The organism is Prevotella sp. E13-27, assembly GCF_023217965.1.
In the GTDB taxonomy this organism is placed as follows: Bacteria; Bacteroidota; Bacteroidia; order Bacteroidales; family Bacteroidaceae; genus Prevotella.
Window position 1 is genome coordinate 2,074,685 of record NZ_JALPSC010000001.1, and the last position, 19,249, is coordinate 2,093,933.

Here is a 19,249-nt window from a genome sequence, read left to right on the forward strand (position 1 = left end):
AGATAATGAAAGCATTTATTAAAGCGTTATCGTATTACCTGCCTGAAAGGGTGGTTACGAATGAGGAACTAGTACAAGAGTTCCCTGAGTGGAGTGTGGACAAAGTAGCTCAGAAGGTTGGTGTTGATTCTCGCCATTTGGCAGCTGAAAATGAAACGGCAGGCGACATGGCTGAAAAAGCAGCCCGCAAACTGTTTGAAGAGTATAGCATCAGTCCGTCGGAGATTGACTTCGTGATGCTATGTACACAGAGTCCAGACTATTTCCTGCCATCAACCGCTTGTCTCCTTCAAGACCGGCTGGGAATTCCGACTTCCGCCGGAGCTTTTGACTATAATCTTGGATGCTCAGGCTGTATCTATGGTATGGCTATGGCCAAAGGGTTGATAGCTGCAGGAATTGCGAAGAGTGTATTGCTGCTTACGGCTGAAACCTACAATAAGTATCTTCATCTTTCTGACAAGAGTAATCGTAGTATCTTTGGTGATGGAGCTGCAGCCTGCTTGGTATCAACTGAAGGCTTTGCTGAAATAGGTGAGTTTGTGCTGGGTACCGACGGATCAGGTGCAAACAATCTGATAGTCAAGACAGGTGCTGCAAGGTGCAAACAGACGACAGGTGGAAGCTCAGAAGATGAAGAAGGTCATATATGGTATGATGACTACCTTTATATGAATGGTGGCGAAATATTCAACTTTACATTAGATGCAGTGCCGGCAATGATAAAAAGCGTTCTGATGAAAAATGGACTTGAAAAAGACCAGATTGACTACTTTGTCTTTCATCAAGCCAATAAGTTTATGCTGAGCACTATTCGTAAAGTTTGTGTGTTGCCCAAAGACAAGTTTTATATCAACCTCGCCACAACTGGTAATACAGTGTCATCCACTGTCCTAATAGGACTAAAGGATTGTTTGGAGAATAACGTAATTAAGAAAGGCGACAAGGTGATGATTACCGGTTTTGGAGTAGGTTTGAGTTGGGGTGGTACAATACTGCAGTTTTGATGCCAAAAACAGAGATTAAATAAGTTTGATTAATACACGTATATAAACGCAAGGTTAATAATAAGATAGTATGCCGACTTATAAACTGATACGAGTTGCCTTTGTGTGTCATTTTAGCAATGCCAAAGTACGTGAGCATTTGCCCCTTGATAGCCGAAAGGTATATTCTTTTATCCGAACATTATTCCGACTTCCAGCCAAAGATACTACATACGGTGATGTGGCTGCTTGGGATTCATATATGATTGAGTTGTTGCGTAAACAGGACAACATTGACTTATATGTTATCTCCGCTCATCCAGGTTTGAAGAAAAGGATGTGCTCTTTTGTAATGGAGGGGGTTCATTATTACTTCATGCCTTGTGATGTGGCTACTATGCTAAAACATGTCATACATAATCCTGCACTATGGCATAAGCTTAATCCTTTACGGCCCAAAGTTCGTCGTATTATTAATGAGATAAAGCCAGATATTATTGCTTTGATTGGCGCGGAGAACCCTCATATAGCGGGAACTGTCGTTGGTTTAGACGGCATTCCTCTAATTGTAAAGTGTCAAACAATTTACAATAGTTCTATCTATACGAGTAGAAGTAACTATGATAAGATTAATGCATATGTGGAAAGAAAAATTTTCGAAAAACTCCAATATGTTTCGGTAGATACAGACATGCATTTCCGTATGTTTAGAGAACTAAATAAGACAGCATACAATTTCAATTGGGAATTTGGCAACCTGTTGCCTGAAGTGAAGCTCCAAAACAAGGAATATGATTTCGTTAATTTTGCGATGGCTATGTGCGATGTAAAGGGTTATCCTGATGCCATAGAGGCTGTTGCTATAGTTAAGAAAAAGTATCCTGAGGTCAAACTCAATCTTATTGGAGGCGGTCTAGAAGATTATAAGAATATGCTAAAAGAAAAAGCCTCTTCTTTGGGCTTGGATGACAATGTCGTTTTTTCGTCATTCTTCGAGAAGCAGGAAGATCTCTTCCAGCATATTCAGAAATCCCGATTCGCGTTGTTGCCCTGTAAGTTGGATTATATTTCAAGTACGCAACGGCAAGCGATGCATTATCAGATACCTGTTGTATGTTACAAGACAGAAGGAACGGAGACTCTTAATGCTGAAAAAGAATGTGTTTTACTGGCAGAAAACAGTAATGTGAAAGATTTGGCAGCTCAAATGCTGTATATGTTAGATAATAAAGAAAAAGTGGAGGAACTGAGACGTAATGCTAAAGAATACTCTGCTCGCTGGAGTAACGATGATAAAAATGCGAAACAGATGGTAGAAAATTTCATGGCAGTTATTGATAACTTCCGAAATGGAACGCCCATCCCAGACCATTTGCTTTATCAGGTTACCGAGTAGTTATACTATTCCTTCCTTTTTTAGAAAAACTATGCATATTAATTTTTTTTTAATTCCTTTTGTTATTGTTTTGGGAATACTGTTCTCAAATAATGATACAAAAAAGAATAGGCTATGGTATATTATACTATGTAGCATTGTACTTGTTTTTGTGGCTGCTATGCGTAGCCCGGAATGGATGAGTACTACATATAATTTGGACACTGATGTCTATAAGGATCTATTCAAGGTGTCGATTGATATGAAATGGGGAGAACTTTGGTCAATGGTCCTCCTTAAGTATTCAGGCGTTTCTGATGAAGGTGATATAGGCTTTCTTGTATTAAACAAATTTCTTGGTTGGTTAACAAAGGATTTTTATATCTTTTCGATATTAATTGATTTGTTGTTCTTTGTTCCTTTCGGAATCCTTCTTTATCGGTATTCCACAAGAATTAGCCAACTTGTTTTTGCCTACATTTTTTATATTGCTCTTTTGCAGGTGTTTTTAATTGGCGGTGGCAGACAGATCAGTGCTATTGGTTTTGATATGATGGCTTTAATATCCTTAATGGATAAAAAGACGATTAGGGCTATAATTTTATTTTTGTTAGGTGTAACTATGCATCTTTCATCCTTCCTATTTGCCTTGCCATTGTTGATGATTTGGTATCAAACCAAACCTGCTACCCTAAAAAAAATGCACTTAGTAAGTTTCCTTTTATTCCCCATCGTATTGATGTTCCCTAACCAAATTATTGTGTTCATGGGAGAATCTGTTGGTATGGAGAGGTATGCAAGGTATGGGGAAGGTGGTATTCAGGGGGGTATAGGCACCTTTATAATTTTGATAGAATTACTCTCATTATTCTGTTTGATAGCTATTAAGAAAAAAGACTTGCAGAGTTCTTATATGGACTGTGTTTTTTATGTCATGGCACCTCTGCTTACTTTTTTTGCACCATTAATTCGGGCAAATGGTTCGATGATTAGAATATCATTATACTATCATATCTACCTTATATTCCTCGTGCCTTTTGCAATAGATTGTATGTTCAAAAAGGAGAATAGAAGTACGGTTTATGTTGTTGCTATAGCAACTTTATCATTATTAACTGTGATGGGTGGTGGTATGGTTTATTATTTTCACTGGCAATTATGAAAATCCTCGTTATATCCAAAGTTGCATGGCGCGACGACCTCAACGGCGGCAACGTCTTAACCAATGTGTTTAAGGACTTTGACGCAGAATTCGCCATGATTTCTTGCTCCAGTGCGGAGCCAAACAACCCGATCTGCAAGCACTACTACCAGCTAATGGATAAGATGATGGTATCGAATGTGCTACACCGTACTAAGGTGGGCCAAATACTGGACTATGACGAGCCGCCTACAGCTGTCAGCACAGATGAAGCATACGCAGGAGCAAAAGGATTTATCCCTGGTGAATGGTTACGACTATTTCGTGAGATAACATGGAAATTGGCGAAATGGGATAAAAGCGAATTGTTCAAGTTCGTGGATGACTTTAAACCTGATGTTATCTATGCGCCCTGCCAAGGGTATAACTATATGATTCGTCTGGTAAAGATGGTGGCAGATCATACTAAAGTGCCTGTCATCTCTTATATATCCGACGACTTCTATACCAACAACCAGTACTCGTTCTCCCCGTTGTTCTGGATCAATCACTTTGTGTTGCGCAAGCATGTACGTGAGATATTCAAAGTGTATTCCCTGTGCTATACGATGACCGACGAACAGAAGGAACAGTGCGAGAAGGACTTCGGAGCCAATATGAAAATACTCCGAAAGAGCGGCAATTTTGAGGCATCGAGGGAGAAACAATCAGTAGGGAAACCGATAAGAATGGTGTATGGTGGAAGCTTAAGCTATAACAGGTACAAAACGTTGGAGGCTCTGGTGGCAGCCATGAAACGAATCAATGGCGATGAGATTAAAATGACGCTGGACACCTACTCGGGTTCGACTCTGAAAGAAAAGGATATGCAGATGCTGAACGACGGTGTGGTGTCGAGATTCCATGGAACGATCTATCCGGACGAGTTACAGAAGGTATATGACCAAAGCGACATTGCCCTACATGTGGAGAGTTTTGACCGCAAGAACCGTCATGTGGTGAGAATGTCGTTCTCAACGAAGATTATAGACTGCATGGACAGCGGATGTGCTGTGATGGCAATATGCGATGAAAAACAGGCTGGTGGCGCTTATCTAAGACGCAATGATTGTGCAATCTGCATTAACCAGCCCAATGATATTTACCCCACTTTACAACGCATTATAGAGAACCCCCAGTTACTGATTGACTACCAGCATAAGGCATTTGAAGTGGGGAGAAGGAATCACTTGAATAACAATATCTCACAGGCTTTCTATCAGGATTTCTGTGACGTAATAAAAAATAAAATAAGATGACGAAACTGTTGGTTTCCTGCGGCAACTATGCTTCGGGAGGTGCGGAAAGGGTGCTTTCTGTACTTTCGAAGGGTTTTGCCGATAGTTTTTCTGAAGTGGTATACCTCTCATGGTTGGATACCCCCGACTTTTACCAATTTGACACACGCATTACAAGGGTTTGTGTTGAGCATGAGTGCAAAAGCCAAAACCCGCTGAAGATGGGATTGTGGTTTCGCAAATATGTCAAGCGGGAGGGATTTAACTTGATACTCTCTTTCCTGGAACCCTGGAATGTGCTTGTCTGCGGCAGCCTTAAAGGTTTTACCATGCCAATTGTGGTTGCTGACAGAAACGACCCACGGGCGGTATGGAATAAGGGTTTCCAGCTTCTATTGAGGAGATGGGCGTATAGCAAGGCTAAAGGCATCGTATGCCAGACAGAGAACAATAGGGGTTACTATACGGGAAAGTATTTAGAGAAAGCACATGTTATCTATAATCCAGTATTCCTTCCTCTGGAGTTGATAGGAAAAGCTCTGACTGTAGAAAAGAAGAACAGGATAGTGGCTGCTGCAAGGTTGGCACCCCAGAAGAATCTCGGAATGATGTTGAAAGCATTTGCGACATTCCAACAAAACCATCCGGACTATACCCTTACGATTTATGGTGAAGGGCCGTCACGTGGAGAAATAGAAAAACAGATTAAGGATATGGGTTTGGAAAACTGTGTGGAGTTGCCAGGAGCCGTAAAGAACCTTTGGGACTTGATAATGGATGCTCGTTGCTTTGCACTTTCCAGTTGGAATGAGGGTATGCCTAATGCGCTTATTGAGGCACTGTGCCTTGGTATTCCATGCGTTGCCACCAAGGTTTCCGGTGCTGTTGATTTAATCAAGTCAGGCGAAAACGGTTTGCTTATGGACCTTGATGATGACAAGGCAATGGCTGAATGCTTTGAGAAACTGGCTAATGACAGCGAATTAGCTGACTCCTTAGGAGTTAATGCAACAAAAATTTATGAGCTGTTGCGTCAGGATGTCATCGGAAAGCAATGGGTGGATTATCTGAAGTCGTTCCTTTTATAATAATAAACACCCACAATACACAGAAAGGTTAAAGATGGGAAAACAGTTTGTTTATAGAAAAGATATAGATTTTTTGAAAGCATTAGCCATTATAGCAGTGGTGCTATATCACATGGGGCTATGTGAAAGTGGCTATTTAGGGGTTGATGTTTTCTTTGTAATAAGTGGATTCTTGATAACCCCAGGAATTGTTAGATCCATTCAAGAAGGAGAATTCAAGTACTTCAACTATCTAGAAAAGAGGATATTCCGTTTACTGCCATTGCTGTTGTTAGTGATGCTTGTTTCAATGGTTGCAGGAATCATTATTATGCTTCCTGATGACTTGGAAAATCTGTCATCGTCAGTTATTGCATCAAGTCTTTTCTCAAACAATATTCTCTCCTCAATTACAACAAATAATTACTGGGCACTTTTCATGGAGTACAAGCCCCTGATGCATACATGGTATCTGGGTATATTGTTTGAGTTTTATTTACTTCTGCCTCTTATCTTATTGGTGTTTTTTAGACTCAAGAAGGAAAGGAATGATTTTAGGGTAACGGCTTTATGGACGCTATCTGGTTTTTCTCTCATTTCACTTATACTTTACTTCCTGCCAAGCATCAATGATGGTAGTCGTTTTTACATGTTACCCTGTCGGTTCTTTGAACTCGGGTTGGGGGGGGCATTTTCTTTGATTAGTGAGAGAGTAAATCTTAAAGGAATCGCTAATGGCAAATTCTATTTATTAGGAGTAATTCTATTGGGCATTATAGTTTTCTTTGGTTGTTTAGGAGGAAAAAGTGTTGGCGAACCAAATCTTGTTCATCTACCTAACCATACCAACGGCTTAATACCTAGGTGGCTATTATTGTTATCCACGGTCTTCCTTACAATTTTACTTTTAATAAACGCGCAAATTGGCAATAGTATTTTCAATAAGAAGCTTTGGAATCCATTGTGTGTGGTAGGGGCGATGAGTTATAGTATCTTCCTTTGGCATCAACCGATAATTGCTTTTTACCGATATGTGAATTATCCTGAAATACCGTGGACAAAATGGATGCTTATATTCCTTATTGTAATAGTAATATCGTATTTATCGTATAGAGTTGTTGAGAAGCGTTTGAAATTGAACAAAATGTCGCGTTGGGGAACCATAATTTGCTTTGTGTTGGTTAATGGATTTGCGGTTGTTGTCTATGCCAAAGGGGGCATCATTCGAGATGTGCCCGAACTCAATATTGCTTATGGTGATACTGAGCCAGATGCGTATACAAGATACAATGACAGGATAAGGACGATGGCTGTTGATTTCCCAGACAATGGACGTATTAACGTGATGGTTATTGGGAATAGTTTCGCACGAGACATGGCCAATGTTATTCTTGAATCCAAAATGAAGGAAAAGGTTAACATCTCTTATTCTGAAACCACGAACAGTGAAGCTGATATCATTAAGAGACTACATGAGAGTGATATTGTGTTTTTCTTCGGGTGGAAGCATAACGTACCTCAATCATTGTGGGATATTTTGCAAGAAAAGACGCAAGTTTGGGGAATTGGTACCAAAAATTACGGACTTCATAATGGTGTAATCTACAAAAACAGGAGGAAAAAGGATTATTATTCTCAAACTATGAAAATAGATGCGCGCTATTTTGAATGGAATGACATGTTGAAAGAGGAGTGGGGTGAACGCTATGTTGATTTCTTGAAAATGTCAGTTGTCGGAAGTTCTAACAATGTATTGGTATTCTCTGATAAGAAGACTTTTATAAGTCCAGATTGTCGTCATTTATCAAAAGATGGTGCACGTTACTATGCGGATAGAATTGATTGGAAGAAGATTTTTTGTACAGATGCATTAAAAGACAGAATCAAATAGTGTTTTTTTAGACCTGATAAGCAAATATGAAACTAAAAGAAATACTTAACATTTTTATGTATGGTGATATTCCTACTTCATACTTCACTAAGCGAGGTATGAAGATTGGAAAGAACTTCAACCGCCAGTCGGGAACAAGAATGGATCCGTCACACTGTTGGCTTATCACCATCGGAGATGACGTGACGCTTGCAAACAAGGTGCAGATTCTTGCTCACGACGACAGCCCCCGTATCTATACCGGCTATGGCAGGATAGGGCGCGTGGTTATTGGCAACCGAGTGTTCGTGGGGGCCAATAGTACCATACTGATGAATACCAAGATAGGCGATGACGTTATCATTGCAGCTGGCAGTGTGGTGACAAGGGACATTCCCGACGGGTGCATTGCCGCCGGAGTTCCCGCCAAGGTAATAGGGAAGACAAAAGATTACATAGAACGCGAAAAATCACAAATAGGTGTGGCACCTACATTCGATTCTTCGTATTCGTATGACCATGCCAAAGTGAGCAAGCAACAAAAAGAGGAGTTAAGAAAAACCTTCGAGAAAAACCCGCAAGTGGGGTATCTCGAACTGAGCTATTACGAAGACTGAACAAAATGAAGAAAATACTATCCGTTATCACATCAGATGTAACCGCTGAATCTTATATTGGCGACCAACTCCAGTATTTTCAGGAGAGGGGCGGTTATGAGTGTCATTTAATTAGTTCTCCGGGGCCGTATTTGGAGGCGTATGCCAAGAAACAAGGCATCAAATATACGGAGATACAGATAGACCGGCAGCTGAGGCCTCGTTCCATCAAGACATTCTGGGCTATTTACAAATATATGCGTAAACAGAAGTTCGATGTGGTGATTGCGCACAGCGGCCCGTCTGCCTGCCTAATTTCAATGACAGCAGCAAAACTGGCCGGAATACCTCATCGCATTGAGTTGGCACATGGGGCACTGCAAGAGGGTTTGAAAGGTATCTTGAGGCGTTTTGTGATTATGAGCGAGAGCTTCAATTCGCATAATGCCGAGAAAGTGGTGATTGTTAGTCCTTCGGTGGCAAAGATTCGCCAGAATGATGGGATTGACAAGCCGGAAAAACAGGTGCTGCTATCGAAGGGCACTTGTAATGGTGTAGATACTATAGAACGGTTTAATCCCGATAAGGTTTCAGATGAAGTGGTGGCTGGCCTGAAACAACAATATGGGATTGAGGAAGGCGATTTTGTTGTTGGCTATATTGGCCGCTTGGTACGTGACAAAGGCATCGTGGAACTGGTGGAGGGATTTAAACGGTTGCGCGAGTTGCATCCAGAGAAGGTGGTAAAGCTCTTGATTGTGGGTTCGCCTGAGAAGCGGGATGCCCTTCCGCAAGAAACACTGGATTTCCTATCTTCCGACAAAAGTATTATCTATACAGGTTTTGTGCCCTACAACGAGATAGCCCGTTACTATTCCCTGATGGATACCTTTATCCTGCCTTCTTATAGAGAAGGTTTCCCCACTGTGGTTTTAGAGGCGTCATCAATGGGATTACCCGTGGTGACAACGAGAAAAACAGGATGTATCGATTCCATTGTGGAAAACGAGACGGGCTTGTTTGCTGACCTGAATGGTGAATCGATTGCAAAGGCTCTTGAGGCGATGATGGATAAGGACTTTGCCCGCAGGTTAGGAAAGAATGGACGAAAGTGGGTTACTGAAAACTACGAGCATTCGATAGTAAGGGAAGCCATGCTTCAATTGATAGACAGTTTAACAAGGTAACTATGTATAGACATTTCTTCAAGGCATTTATAGACATTACGCTATCAGTGTTGGGGCTGATTATTCTTGCTATCCCGATGCTGATCATCGCGCTTGTCATCAAGTGTGACAGTAAAGGACCTGCGCTCTTCAAGCAGAAGCGTTTGGGCAAGGGTCAGAAAGAGTTCACTGTGTATAAGTTCAGGACTATGTGCGATCATGCCTTTGAGAAAGGTGGGGTAGCCTCTTCTGAACATGATATGCGAATCACTAAAGTGGGAAAGATACTGCGGAAAACCAGTCTTGACGAACTGCCCCAGATGCTGAATATCATCAAAGGCGAAATGGCTATTATCGGGCCTCGACCCATTCTTGCATTTGAGTTTGACGAGTATAAGGACAACGCACGTTATGCCCATCGCTATGATGCAAAACCAGGGATGTTCTGTACCGTGGATATTGACCTGCGTGCAACAGCTACGAGGGAACAGCAGTTTGAGATGGATGCGGAGTATGTAGATAAGATGAGCTTCGGGCTGGATTTCAAAGTGTTCTTTGGAATCATCAAGACCGTGGTGTTAGGAAAGAATGTATATAAAGAGCAATAACAATATGAACAACAGTTATAACGGGCACCTCTGTATAGTCTTTGCCCTCGAACATTACAATCCGTTGAATATGATTCGTGCCTTTGGCGAGAATGGTATCAACCCTGTGTATATATCCGTGAAGCGTCGCTATGAGGTGGCTACACGCAGTAAGTATATCTCCAAGCTCCACCGAGTGGACTCTGTGGAAGATGGCTACCAGTTGCTGATGAACGAGTATGGCAACATTGCCGCTGAAACAGGCAAGAAGCCATACATTGTGTTCTCGGATGACAAGTCAGTAGGCTTCTTTGACCTGCACTATGAGGAATGGAAGGACAAGTTCATTACCTACAATGCCGGTCGCAACGGACGCATCAACGAGTTTATGGACAAGTACCAGATACAGCAGCTGGCCAAGAAACACGGCTTTAACGTACTTGACAGCTATGTGATTGGTAAGAACGACCCGCTGCCTGAAAACCTGTGGTACCCCATCATTACCAAGGACATTTCTCCCAACTCGGGTAGTTGGAAGTTTGACGTGTATATTTGCCAGAACGAACAGGAACTGAAAGAGGCCATTGAGAAGATAGAGAGTCCGCTGATTATGATTCAGCACTTTGTGGACAAGAAGAACGAGATGGCTCTGGAAGGTTACACCATCAATCACGGCAAAGAGATGCAGATTATCACCCAGATGACGTGGAAGTACCTCATTCAAGGTTACTACAGCCCGTATCACGATGTCTGTATGTTTACCGACAAAGAGATGGAGAAGAAACTCCAGGCTATGTTTGAGGAGATTGGCTTTGAGGGCGTGTTTGAAGTAGAGTTCCTGATTGACAAAGACGGTACGTTCTACTTTATGGAAACCAACTTCCGAGCTTCCGCTTGGAACCCCACCTGCAAGTTTGCCGGAATGCCGCTGGATTACCTTTGGGTAAAGGGGATGGAGAACGGATATATCGATCCTGCTGACCGCAAAGAGTTTGAACCGTTCACTTCGATGAGTGAGGTGATTGACTATGGCAAGCGTGTTGAGGGCGGTATGGTATCCATTGCAGAATGGCTCCGTGACTTCAAGGATGCCAAGTGCGTTTATATCTATGATAAAGAAGACCGTGGCCCTTGGGATGCGGTGATAGAAAACTGGGATAGCTTTAAGTAATATGGAAAAACTATTGTTTACCGGTGGTACGGGTTTTCTTGGTGCCAATGTGAAACCTTTACTGGATAAGGATTATGAAGTAACCACCATAGGCATTACCGACAGGGATATGATTCCTGCGAATCTAGCCAAAGAAGTGCCAGAGCTACCTTGCAAGTATGACATCGTACTTCATGCAGCGGGTAAAGCCCATGTCTATCCAAAGACACCTAAAGAGCGTCAGGCGTTTTATGACATCAACCTGATGGGAACCATCAACCTTTGCAAAGCCTTGGATAAGGTTGGCGTTCCGCACTCTTTTATTTTTATTTCCACGATGAGTGTCTATGGGTCGGAACCAGGGAAGAACGATACTGAGGAAACCAGAACACTGATTGGTGACACACCTTACGCTGATAGCAAAATTAAGGCTGAGGAGTTCCTGTTGGATTGGAGCAAGAAGAATGGCGTGATTCTGACTATTCTGCGTCCTGCGTTGTTGGCAGGCAAGGGAGCGCCAGGGAATCTGGGCGCGATGGTAAATGGTATCAAAACAGGCAAGTATCTCAGCATAGCTGGCGGGAAGGCACAAAAAAGTATGCTGATGGCAGAAGACATTGCCCGACTGGTGCCGCTGGTGGCTGATAAGGGCGGTATTTACAATGTGTGTGATAAGCATCATCCCACCTTTGGAGAATTAGAGGCTTCAATTGCTAAACAGTTAGGCAAGAAGGCTCCTATCTCAATTCCGTATTGGCTGGCCAAGTGTGCGGCACTAGTTGGTGATGTGGTAGGGGACAGATTCCCGCTCAACTCTGCAAGACTGAAGAAGATGACAGCCTCCAGCACCTTTAGCAGTGAGAAAGCCAGAAAAGAACTTAGGTGGGAGCCGTTGGATGTACTGGCATCGTTCAAGATTTAATAGCGATTACGATTTCGTGAGCAAAGAGAATAAGAACCAAGCAGCGTTCATTGCGCTGGTAAGAGCTGGATTGTGGGAGAACTCTCAAAAGCTTAGAGTTGAGAGTTTAGAGTTTAGAGATTCTGTTGATTGGGAAGAGGTGTATCGTCTGGCAAGCGAACTGGCGGTATTAGGACTTGTGCTAACAGGAATAGAGAATTTGCCTCTTGACCAAAGACCACCAAAGGAAATGTTGTTACAGTGGATCGGAGAAATCCAGATGTTGGAGCAGCAGAACCAGTCAATGAACCACTTCATCGGTGAGCTGGTGGATAAGATGCGCAAGGAAGGAATCTACGCACTGTTGGTCAAGGGGCAAGGTGTGGCGCAATGCTACGAGAAACCTTTCTGGCGGTCGTGTGGTGATGTGGATTTCCTGTTGAGTGCTGACAATTACGATAAGGCAAAAGAGTTTCTGGCACCCTTGGCAGCACATGTAGATAAAGAGGATACATTCAGAAAGCATCTGGGAATGACTATTGATCCATGGATTGTGGAACTGCACGGAACGATGAATACCGAATTATCCAAGCGAGTTAATCGTGGGATAGAAGAGGTGCAAAACGATTTGTTCTATGGCGGGAACGTCAGGTCGTGGATGAATGAAGGTACGCAGGTATTCCTTCCCAGTGCGGATAACGATATCATCATTATCTTTACGCACTTTATCCAGCACTTCTATGTTGGGGGCGTTGGCTTACGGCAGGTGTGCGACTGGTGCAGACTGTTGTGGACCTATCGAGATAAGATAGACTACAAAAAGCTAGAAAGAAAGTTGAAGGATATGGGGCTGATGGAAGAGTGGCGGTCGTTTGGTGTGTTTGCCGTAGAGCAGCTTGGGATGCCTGAGGAGGCGATGCCTTTCTATAAGACATCGGGCAGACAGAAACGAAATGCCAACCGTATCTACAAACTGATATTACGTTCCGGCAGTTTCGGGTTCAACCAAGACCAAAGCTACCGAAGCAAGTACCCTGGAGTGGTTGCAAAGACCATTACGCTTTGGCTTCGCATCGGAGAATTCATGCGGCTGACGGCCATCTTCCCGATGAATGCCCCCAAGTTCTTCATACACTATTTCTGCCGCAGGTTTGGAGCGTATTTAACAAGATAAAGATAATATTCAAGACAACGATATATATGTTCAACTTAGACATGATTATTTCGGACAGTGTAACGTTCCGTCCGACAAGCATGTTTGAGCCTGAAATCAAGGCTAATGCGGAAACGCTTACTTGTGAGATAAAAGGAAAGAAGGAGTGTGTGATAGATGGGGCTGTAAGTCTCCGATAAACCACGTCTATTAGGACTGCTAGGTAGAGGCTATCTTTGCATCAAAGACTATAAGCTATGATGTCAAAGGGAGAAGTTGCGGAGGTCGTTGCCTACTGAGATAAAAACAAATCGTCTTTAATCGTACGCTTACGGTGGACTGTCGCGTTGGAAGATATCGAAACGGCTCTTGCCACTGTAAAGGAATCGTTATGACCCAGGATGAGAGATGGCATTGAATGTACCGGCTGGTCAGTGGATACAGTGAAAGCCTTGGACCCAGGTCTCGTTATCCTGAAATGTTAGGATGTAGCATACGAGCCACAAAATCCAGAAGATATTTTGAGTAATTAGAAACAATGAAACAACTATTACAGATCTCTCAACGAGGAGTTGAGATGCCCGCTTCTCCTATCAGAAAGTTAGCACCTTTAGCATACGCAGCGGAAGATAGAGGCGTGAAGATATACAGGTTGAACATTGGTCAGCCGGACTTGCCCACGCCTCAAAAGGCATTAGATGTACTTAAGCATATCAACAGAAAGACGCTTGAATATAGCCCATCACAGGGTTATCGCTCATTGCGAAAAGCTTTGGTAAACTACTATGAGCGTTACCAGATAAAACTGGATGCAGATGAGATTATCATTACCAGTGGTGGCAGTGAGGCCGTGTTGTTTGCTTTCATGAGTTGTTTGAACCCTGGTGATGAGATTATTGTGCCGGAACCCGCATACGCCAATTACATGTCGTTTGCAGTTTCTGCGGGTGCGGTCATCAGAACGGTGGTCACTACTATTGAGGAAGGTTTCTGCCTGCCTAAGGTTGAGAAGTTTGAGGAGCTTATCAATGAGCGGACAAAAGCCATTCTGATATGCAATCCCAACAACCCCACGGGGTATCTCTATACGCAAAAGGAAATGAACCAGATTCGGGATCTAGTGAAGAGGTATAACTTGTACTTGTTCTCGGACGAGGTATATCGTGAGTTTATCTATACGGGTTCACCTTATATTTCCGCTATGCATTTAGAAGGCATAGAGCAGAATGTGGTTTTGATTGACTCTGTATCAAAACGTTATTCTGAATGTGGCATTCGTATTGGGGCTTTGATAACTAAAAATGAGCAGGTAAGGAAGACTGTGATGAAGTTTTGTCAGGCTCGTTTGTCACCTCCTTTGATTGGTCAAATAGTAGCAGAAGCTTCGATTGAGGGTACCGAGCAGTATTCTCGTGAGATGTATGATGAATATGTAGAGCGCAGGAAATGCTTGATTGATGGCGTGAATCGTATTCCAGGCTGTTATACCCCCGTTCCTATGGGCGCATTCTACACAGTCGCTCAGTTGCCTGTAGATGATACGGAGAAATTCTGCGCTTGGTGTTTGAGTGAATTTTGTTGGAAAGATGATAAGACTCCTGACGGGAAGGTTGGAGAAACTATTATGATGGCACCGGCTGCAGGTTTCTATTCTACTCCTGGTATGGGAATGAATCAGGTTCGCCTGGCTTACGTTCTGAATAAGAAAGATATACAGAGGGCTTTGTTCTTGTTGGGGAAGGCTCTGGAACGGTATAAGGTGGTAGAAAAGTGATAGGGGTGACAGTGGGACAGGTTCCTCGTCACGGGGGTACAAGTACCCTAAATACGTTGAATTAGACCGCGGCCTAAACCAGTCAGTCGCTGAAGTTGCCTGATGGAACAATGCGTAAACTCATTGATGTAAGTAAGCTGCACTCTCTTGGCTGGACGCACAAAGTCGAGATTGAGGATGGTGTGGCTAAACTCTTCGAGTGGTATAGGCAGAGCTTGGAAGCATAATCTGCGCCATCTGCGAGAGATTAGCCCCCAGCCATCTGTGATGGCTCAATTTCTGTTATTTCCTTCATTTCTTCGACCTTAAGGTACGAAGTGTGGCGTTGCAATCTGCGGGACAAAAGAATTTTTCCCTGCAAAATCGCCCAACTTTCCAAAACTTTTCGTATCTTTGCACAGTCAAAACAATACGATTATGGTAACAACAACATATCCAAAAGCAGAAGTGTCGCCTGTTGATGCGCTTTGGACATTGATACAAGGACAAACTAAGGCCGTCAGGGCTGCACTCACCAAAAGACTGGTAGAGCAGGCTCGAGTAGAGCTCAAGGCTACTGATGCTAAACTGTTCACGCAGAAGATTAAGGTCCTTGAGAACGACTCTGAGGGGTTCTTCAAGTTGGGTGGCTTTATGGCCGACTCCAGCAGCAGTGCTGATGACCTTCTCGAAGAGGCGTTAACCGATAAATACGGCATTTGATATGAAGGTATTTATCGACACCAATGTCATCCTGGAGTACTTCATGCACCGCGAGAAGTTTGAAGTGGCCGAAAAGTTGTTGAAAGAACTCCGCAACGAGCATGCGCAGATGTTCATGTCGGTGGGAGCCTTCTATACCATACATTTCATCATCCTGAAGTACCTGCATAAAGAGCATGTGACAGTGGGACAGGTTCATCGTCACTTCGTGAGCAAAAACATCGATTTCTTCGAAATCTAAAAAACAGATATTACCATGATTGAGCAGTGATGTAATGGTACATGAATTATGGTTAATGAATTACGGTTAATGATTCATGGTTAACGGTTCACGGTTAAATCGAAAATGCGAAGATAAGTGCACAAAATTAAGAGAAAGTGCAAAAATGAATAAAATTGGGCATCAAAATTGCAAAAGATTAAAATAAAAGCTGTATTTTTGCAGCGAAAATCAAATTTAGTATAGCAATGTATAAGAGTAGAGCAGTACCAACATTGAGTGGCGATAATGCTGAGTATTTCCGTGAAATACAGGAAAAAATGGAGCATGCAGAAAGCCAAACAGATTGGCAGTCTGTAGGTGAGGGCGTTATTGCTATGATGAAGAAAGCTGGTAGCGAGGCATGGGGTATCTGAGCGAAAATTGTAGCTTTGCACTACTTACAGAAGAACTCCATGGAGCGTTGACAGGGTTTGACTGTCAGCGGGAGCCTGCTATACAGGCTTTTTTCAGGGATGAAGCTATACTGAATGCTCAGGAACTGATGAGCAAGTCGTACTGTTTCTATAAGAAGGACACGATGGAAGCTGTGGCTGCCTTTTGTGTGATAAACACGGATATTTCGGTTGACCTGATTCCAAAGAGTACGAGGAACAAGCTGAACAGGAAAATTCCTTATGCCAAGCAGAGGGATCATTATCCTGCTGTGTTGATAGGTCAGATTGCTGTGTTTGACGGCTTTTTGAAGTATCACCTTGGCGATGAGCTGATGGCCACTATCAAGTGGTGGCTAAGGAATGTGGCAAACATGGTACCAGCAAGATATGTTGTGGTTGATGCAGTGAACCATCCTAAGGTTTTGGATTTTTATGCCCGCAACCAGTTTTGGCCTGTGTTCAAAACTGAGGAGGATGAACGCGAGGCGAATGAACTGGAGGAAGGTGAACCATTGATGACTAGGTTCATGATTGCTGACTTGAAGGTATAGTATAAGACATTTGGTTTTAAAATGTAGGTCACATCGGTTGATGTGACCCTAAATAGTTTTGATGTGACAGTGGGACACGTGTGACATGGGACAGGTTCATCGTCACTTCGTGAGCAAAAACATCGATTGTTATCACAATCTAAAAAACAGATATTACCATGATTGAGCAGTGATGTAATGGTACATTATTAAACCAAAATAGAAAGGGAAGTGCACAAAAATGAAGTAAAAGTGCAGAAAAAAGGAGGAAAATGTTGCTGATTGTGATAAAAAACGCCAAAAAGTAGCGATTTTATGTTTAAATGAGAGTGGAAAAATGTAATTTTGCAGTCGCAAAATGAAGAAATAGCTACATTTTAATGGCAAATTATGTGTAAACTCACGATAAAAAATATAGGTCCAATCAAGGAAATTAAGATGGACGTTAACAAGATTACTTTCTTGTTGGGGCCTCAGAGCAGTGGTAAAAGTACTATTGCTAAAGTATTGTGTCATTGCCAGTGGATAGAGAAACGTTGTTATAACAATTTTGAAGAAGAGCGGGAGAAGTTCATTTTGGGTACTTCATTCGTTGATGGCTTCAATGAATACTACCGTTTCAATGGCTATTTCCGTGATGATAGCTATATCCTTTACGAAGGGAATTATATAACCTTGGAATACAAGAACAAAAAACTGGGAATCTCAAAAAATCCAGATGAGAATTATGAGTATCCCAAACTGTGCTATGTGCCTGCGGAGAGAAATCTTGTTGCAGCAATACCCAATCTTCGAAAATACAATGATACGAACGACTTGATATTGTATTTCTTGTATGACTGGTTTGAGGCTCGCGAATATCTGAAGGAGATGAACCTGGATGATATTATAGAAAGGCGTGTGAAGTATGTATTTGAGAAATCGAACAATAGCGATATCATCTATGATGGAGATGATGCCAAATTGGACTTGAAGAATGCTTCGAGCGGTCTTCAGTCTGTAGTCCCATTGCTGACGGTCTCAACTTACATTTTAGAAGGAGTATTCAAACGATACAAGCCTCTCTCTTCAGAGCAGAAGATGTATTTGGAAAAAGCAAATCTTCCGGAAGATGCATTCTTCTATAAGCGTTCGGATATTTATATAGAGGAGCCTGAGCAAAATCTGTTTCCAGATGCTCAGCAGAAGTTCGTATATTGGCTCATGCGAGAAATGAGAGAGTCGCCTCGCCAGCATAGTGCGTTGATAACAACGCATAGTCCTTTTGTGCTATTCTCTCTGAACAACTGCCTAATTGGGGCTTTGGCAGAGAAAAAGCTTCCTGAACAGGTGAAGAAGGACAGTCCATCAAAAGAGTCTTGGATTGACCCGAAGTTAGTGACTGTGTATGAAATCCATGATGGTAAGTTGAAAACCATTCAGGAGGAGTCTGGCCTGCTGATGCATAATTATCTGAACCAGGCTTATCGGAAGATTAATGCCGAATATCTCGCAATGCTGGACTACTATGAGGATTAAGAATCTGATTCGAAGGTGGCTTGGCCATTCTGTCATAGTCGTAGAGTCTAGTCCAGATATCTATGTGGCTGACATGACTAATCGCAGCCAGAATACAAGAGGGATTGAAATAACTGACCATCAGCAACCATCGCCAGATGGGAATGGCATGATGGATAGTTTGGTGTTTCATAACCCAAACATCTTGTCTGTAGATTTCTGCATCTTCGATGACCATGATTTCAAACATCCATATGAACTTAGGGATGATAAGCATTGTGAAGGCTGTATGTACCCAACGTTGCATGACCCCGCCAGTTGGATGGTGTTTGTCGAGATTAAGGATTGTAAACCTCAATATATAAAAGAGTATAAGAAGGAGGCAAAGCGACAGATATTCAATGCTGTGAAAGCATTTTGCCATCGGAAGATAATTCTCAAAGAGCGTATATATGGCATCATTTCCTGTCCGAGGCAGCATGTGGCTTTTAACGACTCTATATTTACAGATGTTTATGAGGTAACTCGTTTGAAGCATTTCACAGGAATAAGATACTATGCCACAAACGAAGCTCTTATTATTGATGATCTGCGGGTTCGTCCTGAAATATAAAAGCCTCAGCGCGTTTCACAACGAGTGACAGTGGGACAGGTTCACTTCAGTTCATCGTCACTTCGTGAGCAAAAACATCGATTTCTTCGAAATCTAAAAAACAGATATTACCATGATTGAGCAGTGATGTAATGGTACATGATTAAACCAAAATAGAAAGGGAAGTGCACAAAAATGAAGCAAAAGTGCAGAAATAAGGAAAAAATG

General features: G+C 42.4%; 20 protein-coding genes and 1 pseudogene. All 21 read left to right on the plus strand.

The window, feature by feature from the left end; genetic code table 11:
* The first annotated feature begins 5 nt into the window (after window positions 1–5).
* The 21 genes and pseudogenes from M1L52_RS08175 to M1L52_RS08280 all read left to right on the plus strand — a co-directional run bounded on the left by M1L52_RS08175 (window position 6) and on the right by M1L52_RS08280 (window position 19,042).
* Window positions 6–1,007, plus strand: a complete 1,002-nt coding sequence (locus tag M1L52_RS08175; RefSeq protein ID WP_248614444.1) for a 3-oxoacyl-ACP synthase III family protein — start codon at window positions 6–8, stop codon at window positions 1,005–1,007.
* A gap of 70 nt (window positions 1,008–1,077) precedes the next feature.
* Window positions 1,078–2,382 carry a glycosyltransferase family 4 protein gene (locus M1L52_RS08180; protein WP_248614445.1) on the plus strand — a complete coding sequence of 435 codons (1,305 nt, stop codon included), beginning with the start codon at window positions 1,078–1,080 and terminating at the stop codon, window positions 2,380–2,382.
* A gap of 31 nt (window positions 2,383–2,413) precedes the next feature.
* A complete protein-coding gene (locus M1L52_RS08185; protein ID WP_248614446.1) occupies window positions 2,414–3,523 on the plus strand; it encodes an EpsG family protein in 1,110 nt (369 codons plus the stop codon).
* Window positions 3,520–4,800: a hypothetical protein gene (locus tag M1L52_RS08190; RefSeq protein ID WP_248614447.1), complete on the plus strand. Its 1,281-nt coding sequence runs from the start codon at window positions 3,520–3,522 to the stop codon at window positions 4,798–4,800. The genes M1L52_RS08185 and M1L52_RS08190 overlap by 4 nt, the downstream gene beginning before the upstream one ends.
* Window positions 4,797–5,867: a glycosyltransferase gene (locus M1L52_RS08195; protein WP_248614448.1), complete on the plus strand. Its 1,071-nt coding sequence runs from the start codon at window positions 4,797–4,799 to the stop codon at window positions 5,865–5,867. The genes M1L52_RS08190 and M1L52_RS08195 overlap by 4 nt, the downstream gene beginning before the upstream one ends.
* A gap of 34 nt (window positions 5,868–5,901) precedes the next feature.
* The gene (locus M1L52_RS08200) at window positions 5,902–7,737 is read left to right on the plus strand and encodes an acyltransferase family protein (protein WP_248614449.1); all 1,836 of its coding nucleotides are present in this window, start codon (window positions 5,902–5,904) and stop codon (window positions 7,735–7,737) included.
* A gap of 26 nt (window positions 7,738–7,763) precedes the next feature.
* A complete protein-coding gene (locus M1L52_RS16470; RefSeq protein WP_317231478.1) occupies window positions 7,764–8,333 on the plus strand; it encodes an acyltransferase in 570 nt (189 codons plus the stop codon).
* Window positions 8,334–8,338: 5 nt separating this feature from the next.
* Window positions 8,339–9,499, plus strand: coding sequence for a glycosyltransferase family 4 protein (locus M1L52_RS08215; protein ID WP_248614450.1), 1,161 nt, complete (start codon window positions 8,339–8,341; stop codon window positions 9,497–9,499).
* A gap of 2 nt (window positions 9,500–9,501) precedes the next feature.
* The gene (locus tag M1L52_RS08220; RefSeq protein WP_248614451.1) at window positions 9,502–10,086 is read left to right on the plus strand and encodes a sugar transferase; all 585 of its coding nucleotides are present in this window, start codon (window positions 9,502–9,504) and stop codon (window positions 10,084–10,086) included.
* Window positions 10,087–10,090: 4 nt separating this feature from the next.
* A complete protein-coding gene (locus M1L52_RS08225; RefSeq protein WP_248614452.1) occupies window positions 10,091–11,236 on the plus strand; it encodes a biotin carboxylase in 1,146 nt (381 codons plus the stop codon).
* A gap of 1 nt (window position 11,237) precedes the next feature.
* Window positions 11,238–12,137 carry an NAD-dependent epimerase/dehydratase family protein gene (locus M1L52_RS08230; RefSeq protein WP_248614453.1) on the plus strand — a complete coding sequence of 300 codons (900 nt, stop codon included), beginning with the start codon at window positions 11,238–11,240 and terminating at the stop codon, window positions 12,135–12,137.
* A 16-nt stretch (window positions 12,138–12,153) separates the two neighbouring features.
* Window positions 12,154–13,290, plus strand: coding sequence for a nucleotidyltransferase family protein (locus tag M1L52_RS08235; RefSeq protein ID WP_248614454.1), 1,137 nt, complete (start codon window positions 12,154–12,156; stop codon window positions 13,288–13,290).
* Between the two features lie 26 nt (window positions 13,291–13,316).
* Entirely contained in the window at window positions 13,317–13,469 is a 153-nt protein-coding gene (locus tag M1L52_RS08240; protein WP_248614455.1) for a hypothetical protein, read from the plus strand.
* Between the two features lie 338 nt (window positions 13,470–13,807).
* A complete protein-coding gene (locus M1L52_RS08245) occupies window positions 13,808–15,043 on the plus strand; it encodes a pyridoxal phosphate-dependent aminotransferase (RefSeq protein WP_248614456.1) in 1,236 nt (411 codons plus the stop codon).
* Between the two features lie 98 nt (window positions 15,044–15,141).
* A pseudogene (locus tag M1L52_RS08250) lies at window positions 15,142–15,270 on the plus strand (GDP-L-fucose synthase); the annotation flags it as partial.
* A 190-nt stretch (window positions 15,271–15,460) separates the two neighbouring features.
* Window positions 15,461–15,745: a hypothetical protein gene (locus M1L52_RS08255; protein ID WP_248614457.1), complete on the plus strand. Its 285-nt coding sequence runs from the start codon at window positions 15,461–15,463 to the stop codon at window positions 15,743–15,745.
* Window position 15,746: 1 nt separating this feature from the next.
* On the plus strand, window positions 15,747–15,986 hold the full coding sequence (locus M1L52_RS08260; RefSeq protein ID WP_248614458.1) for a PIN domain-containing protein: 240 nt from the start codon (window positions 15,747–15,749) through the stop codon (window positions 15,984–15,986).
* A 227-nt stretch (window positions 15,987–16,213) separates the two neighbouring features.
* Entirely contained in the window at window positions 16,214–16,381 is a 168-nt protein-coding gene (locus M1L52_RS08265; RefSeq protein WP_248614459.1) for a hypothetical protein, read from the plus strand.
* Window positions 16,369–16,953 carry an N-acetyltransferase gene (locus M1L52_RS08270; RefSeq protein WP_248614460.1) on the plus strand — a complete coding sequence of 195 codons (585 nt, stop codon included), beginning with the start codon at window positions 16,369–16,371 and terminating at the stop codon, window positions 16,951–16,953. Before M1L52_RS08265 ends, M1L52_RS08270 begins: the two co-directional genes overlap by 13 nt.
* Window positions 16,954–17,322: 369 nt before the next feature.
* A complete protein-coding gene (locus tag M1L52_RS08275; protein WP_248614461.1) occupies window positions 17,323–18,450 on the plus strand; it encodes an AAA family ATPase in 1,128 nt (375 codons plus the stop codon).
* On the plus strand, window positions 18,440–19,042 hold the full coding sequence (locus tag M1L52_RS08280; RefSeq protein ID WP_248614462.1) for a hypothetical protein: 603 nt from the start codon (window positions 18,440–18,442) through the stop codon (window positions 19,040–19,042). Before M1L52_RS08275 ends, M1L52_RS08280 begins: the two co-directional genes overlap by 11 nt.
* The last annotated feature ends 207 nt before the right edge of the window (window positions 19,043–19,249 follow it).

Excerpts from the sequence above, each read along its gene's own strand:
- M1L52_RS08175 (WP_248614444.1), top strand. The coding sequence starts at position 6 with ATGAAAGCATTTATTAAAGCGTTATCGTATTACCTGCCTGAAAGGGTG.
- M1L52_RS08180 (WP_248614445.1), top strand. The coding sequence starts at position 1,078 with ATGCCGACTTATAAACTGATACGAGTTGCCTTTGTGTGTCATTTTAGC.
- M1L52_RS08185 (WP_248614446.1), top strand. The coding sequence starts at position 2,414 with ATGCATATTAATTTTTTTTTAATTCCTTTTGTTATTGTTTTGGGAATA.
- M1L52_RS08190 (WP_248614447.1), top strand. The coding sequence starts at position 3,520 with ATGAAAATCCTCGTTATATCCAAAGTTGCATGGCGCGACGACCTCAAC.
- M1L52_RS08195 (WP_248614448.1), top strand. The coding sequence starts at position 4,797 with ATGACGAAACTGTTGGTTTCCTGCGGCAACTATGCTTCGGGAGGTGCG.
- M1L52_RS08200 (WP_248614449.1), top strand. The coding sequence starts at position 5,902 with ATGGGAAAACAGTTTGTTTATAGAAAAGATATAGATTTTTTGAAAGCA.
- M1L52_RS16470 (WP_317231478.1), top strand. The coding sequence starts at position 7,764 with ATGAAACTAAAAGAAATACTTAACATTTTTATGTATGGTGATATTCCT.
- M1L52_RS08215 (WP_248614450.1), top strand. The coding sequence starts at position 8,339 with ATGAAGAAAATACTATCCGTTATCACATCAGATGTAACCGCTGAATCT.
- M1L52_RS08220 (WP_248614451.1), top strand. The coding sequence starts at position 9,502 with ATGTATAGACATTTCTTCAAGGCATTTATAGACATTACGCTATCAGTG.
- M1L52_RS08225 (WP_248614452.1), top strand. The coding sequence starts at position 10,091 with ATGAACAACAGTTATAACGGGCACCTCTGTATAGTCTTTGCCCTCGAA.
- M1L52_RS08230 (WP_248614453.1), top strand. The coding sequence starts at position 11,238 with ATGGAAAAACTATTGTTTACCGGTGGTACGGGTTTTCTTGGTGCCAAT.
- M1L52_RS08240 (WP_248614455.1), top strand. The coding sequence starts at position 13,317 with ATGTTCAACTTAGACATGATTATTTCGGACAGTGTAACGTTCCGTCCG.
- M1L52_RS08245 (WP_248614456.1), top strand. The coding sequence starts at position 13,808 with ATGAAACAACTATTACAGATCTCTCAACGAGGAGTTGAGATGCCCGCT.
- M1L52_RS08255 (WP_248614457.1), top strand. The coding sequence starts at position 15,461 with ATGGTAACAACAACATATCCAAAAGCAGAAGTGTCGCCTGTTGATGCG.
- M1L52_RS08260 (WP_248614458.1), top strand. The coding sequence starts at position 15,747 with ATGAAGGTATTTATCGACACCAATGTCATCCTGGAGTACTTCATGCAC.
- M1L52_RS08265 (WP_248614459.1), top strand. The coding sequence starts at position 16,214 with ATGTATAAGAGTAGAGCAGTACCAACATTGAGTGGCGATAATGCTGAG.
- M1L52_RS08270 (WP_248614460.1), top strand. The coding sequence starts at position 16,369 with ATGGGGTATCTGAGCGAAAATTGTAGCTTTGCACTACTTACAGAAGAA.
- M1L52_RS08275 (WP_248614461.1), top strand. The coding sequence starts at position 17,323 with ATGTGTAAACTCACGATAAAAAATATAGGTCCAATCAAGGAAATTAAG.
- M1L52_RS08280 (WP_248614462.1), top strand. The coding sequence starts at position 18,440 with ATGAGGATTAAGAATCTGATTCGAAGGTGGCTTGGCCATTCTGTCATA.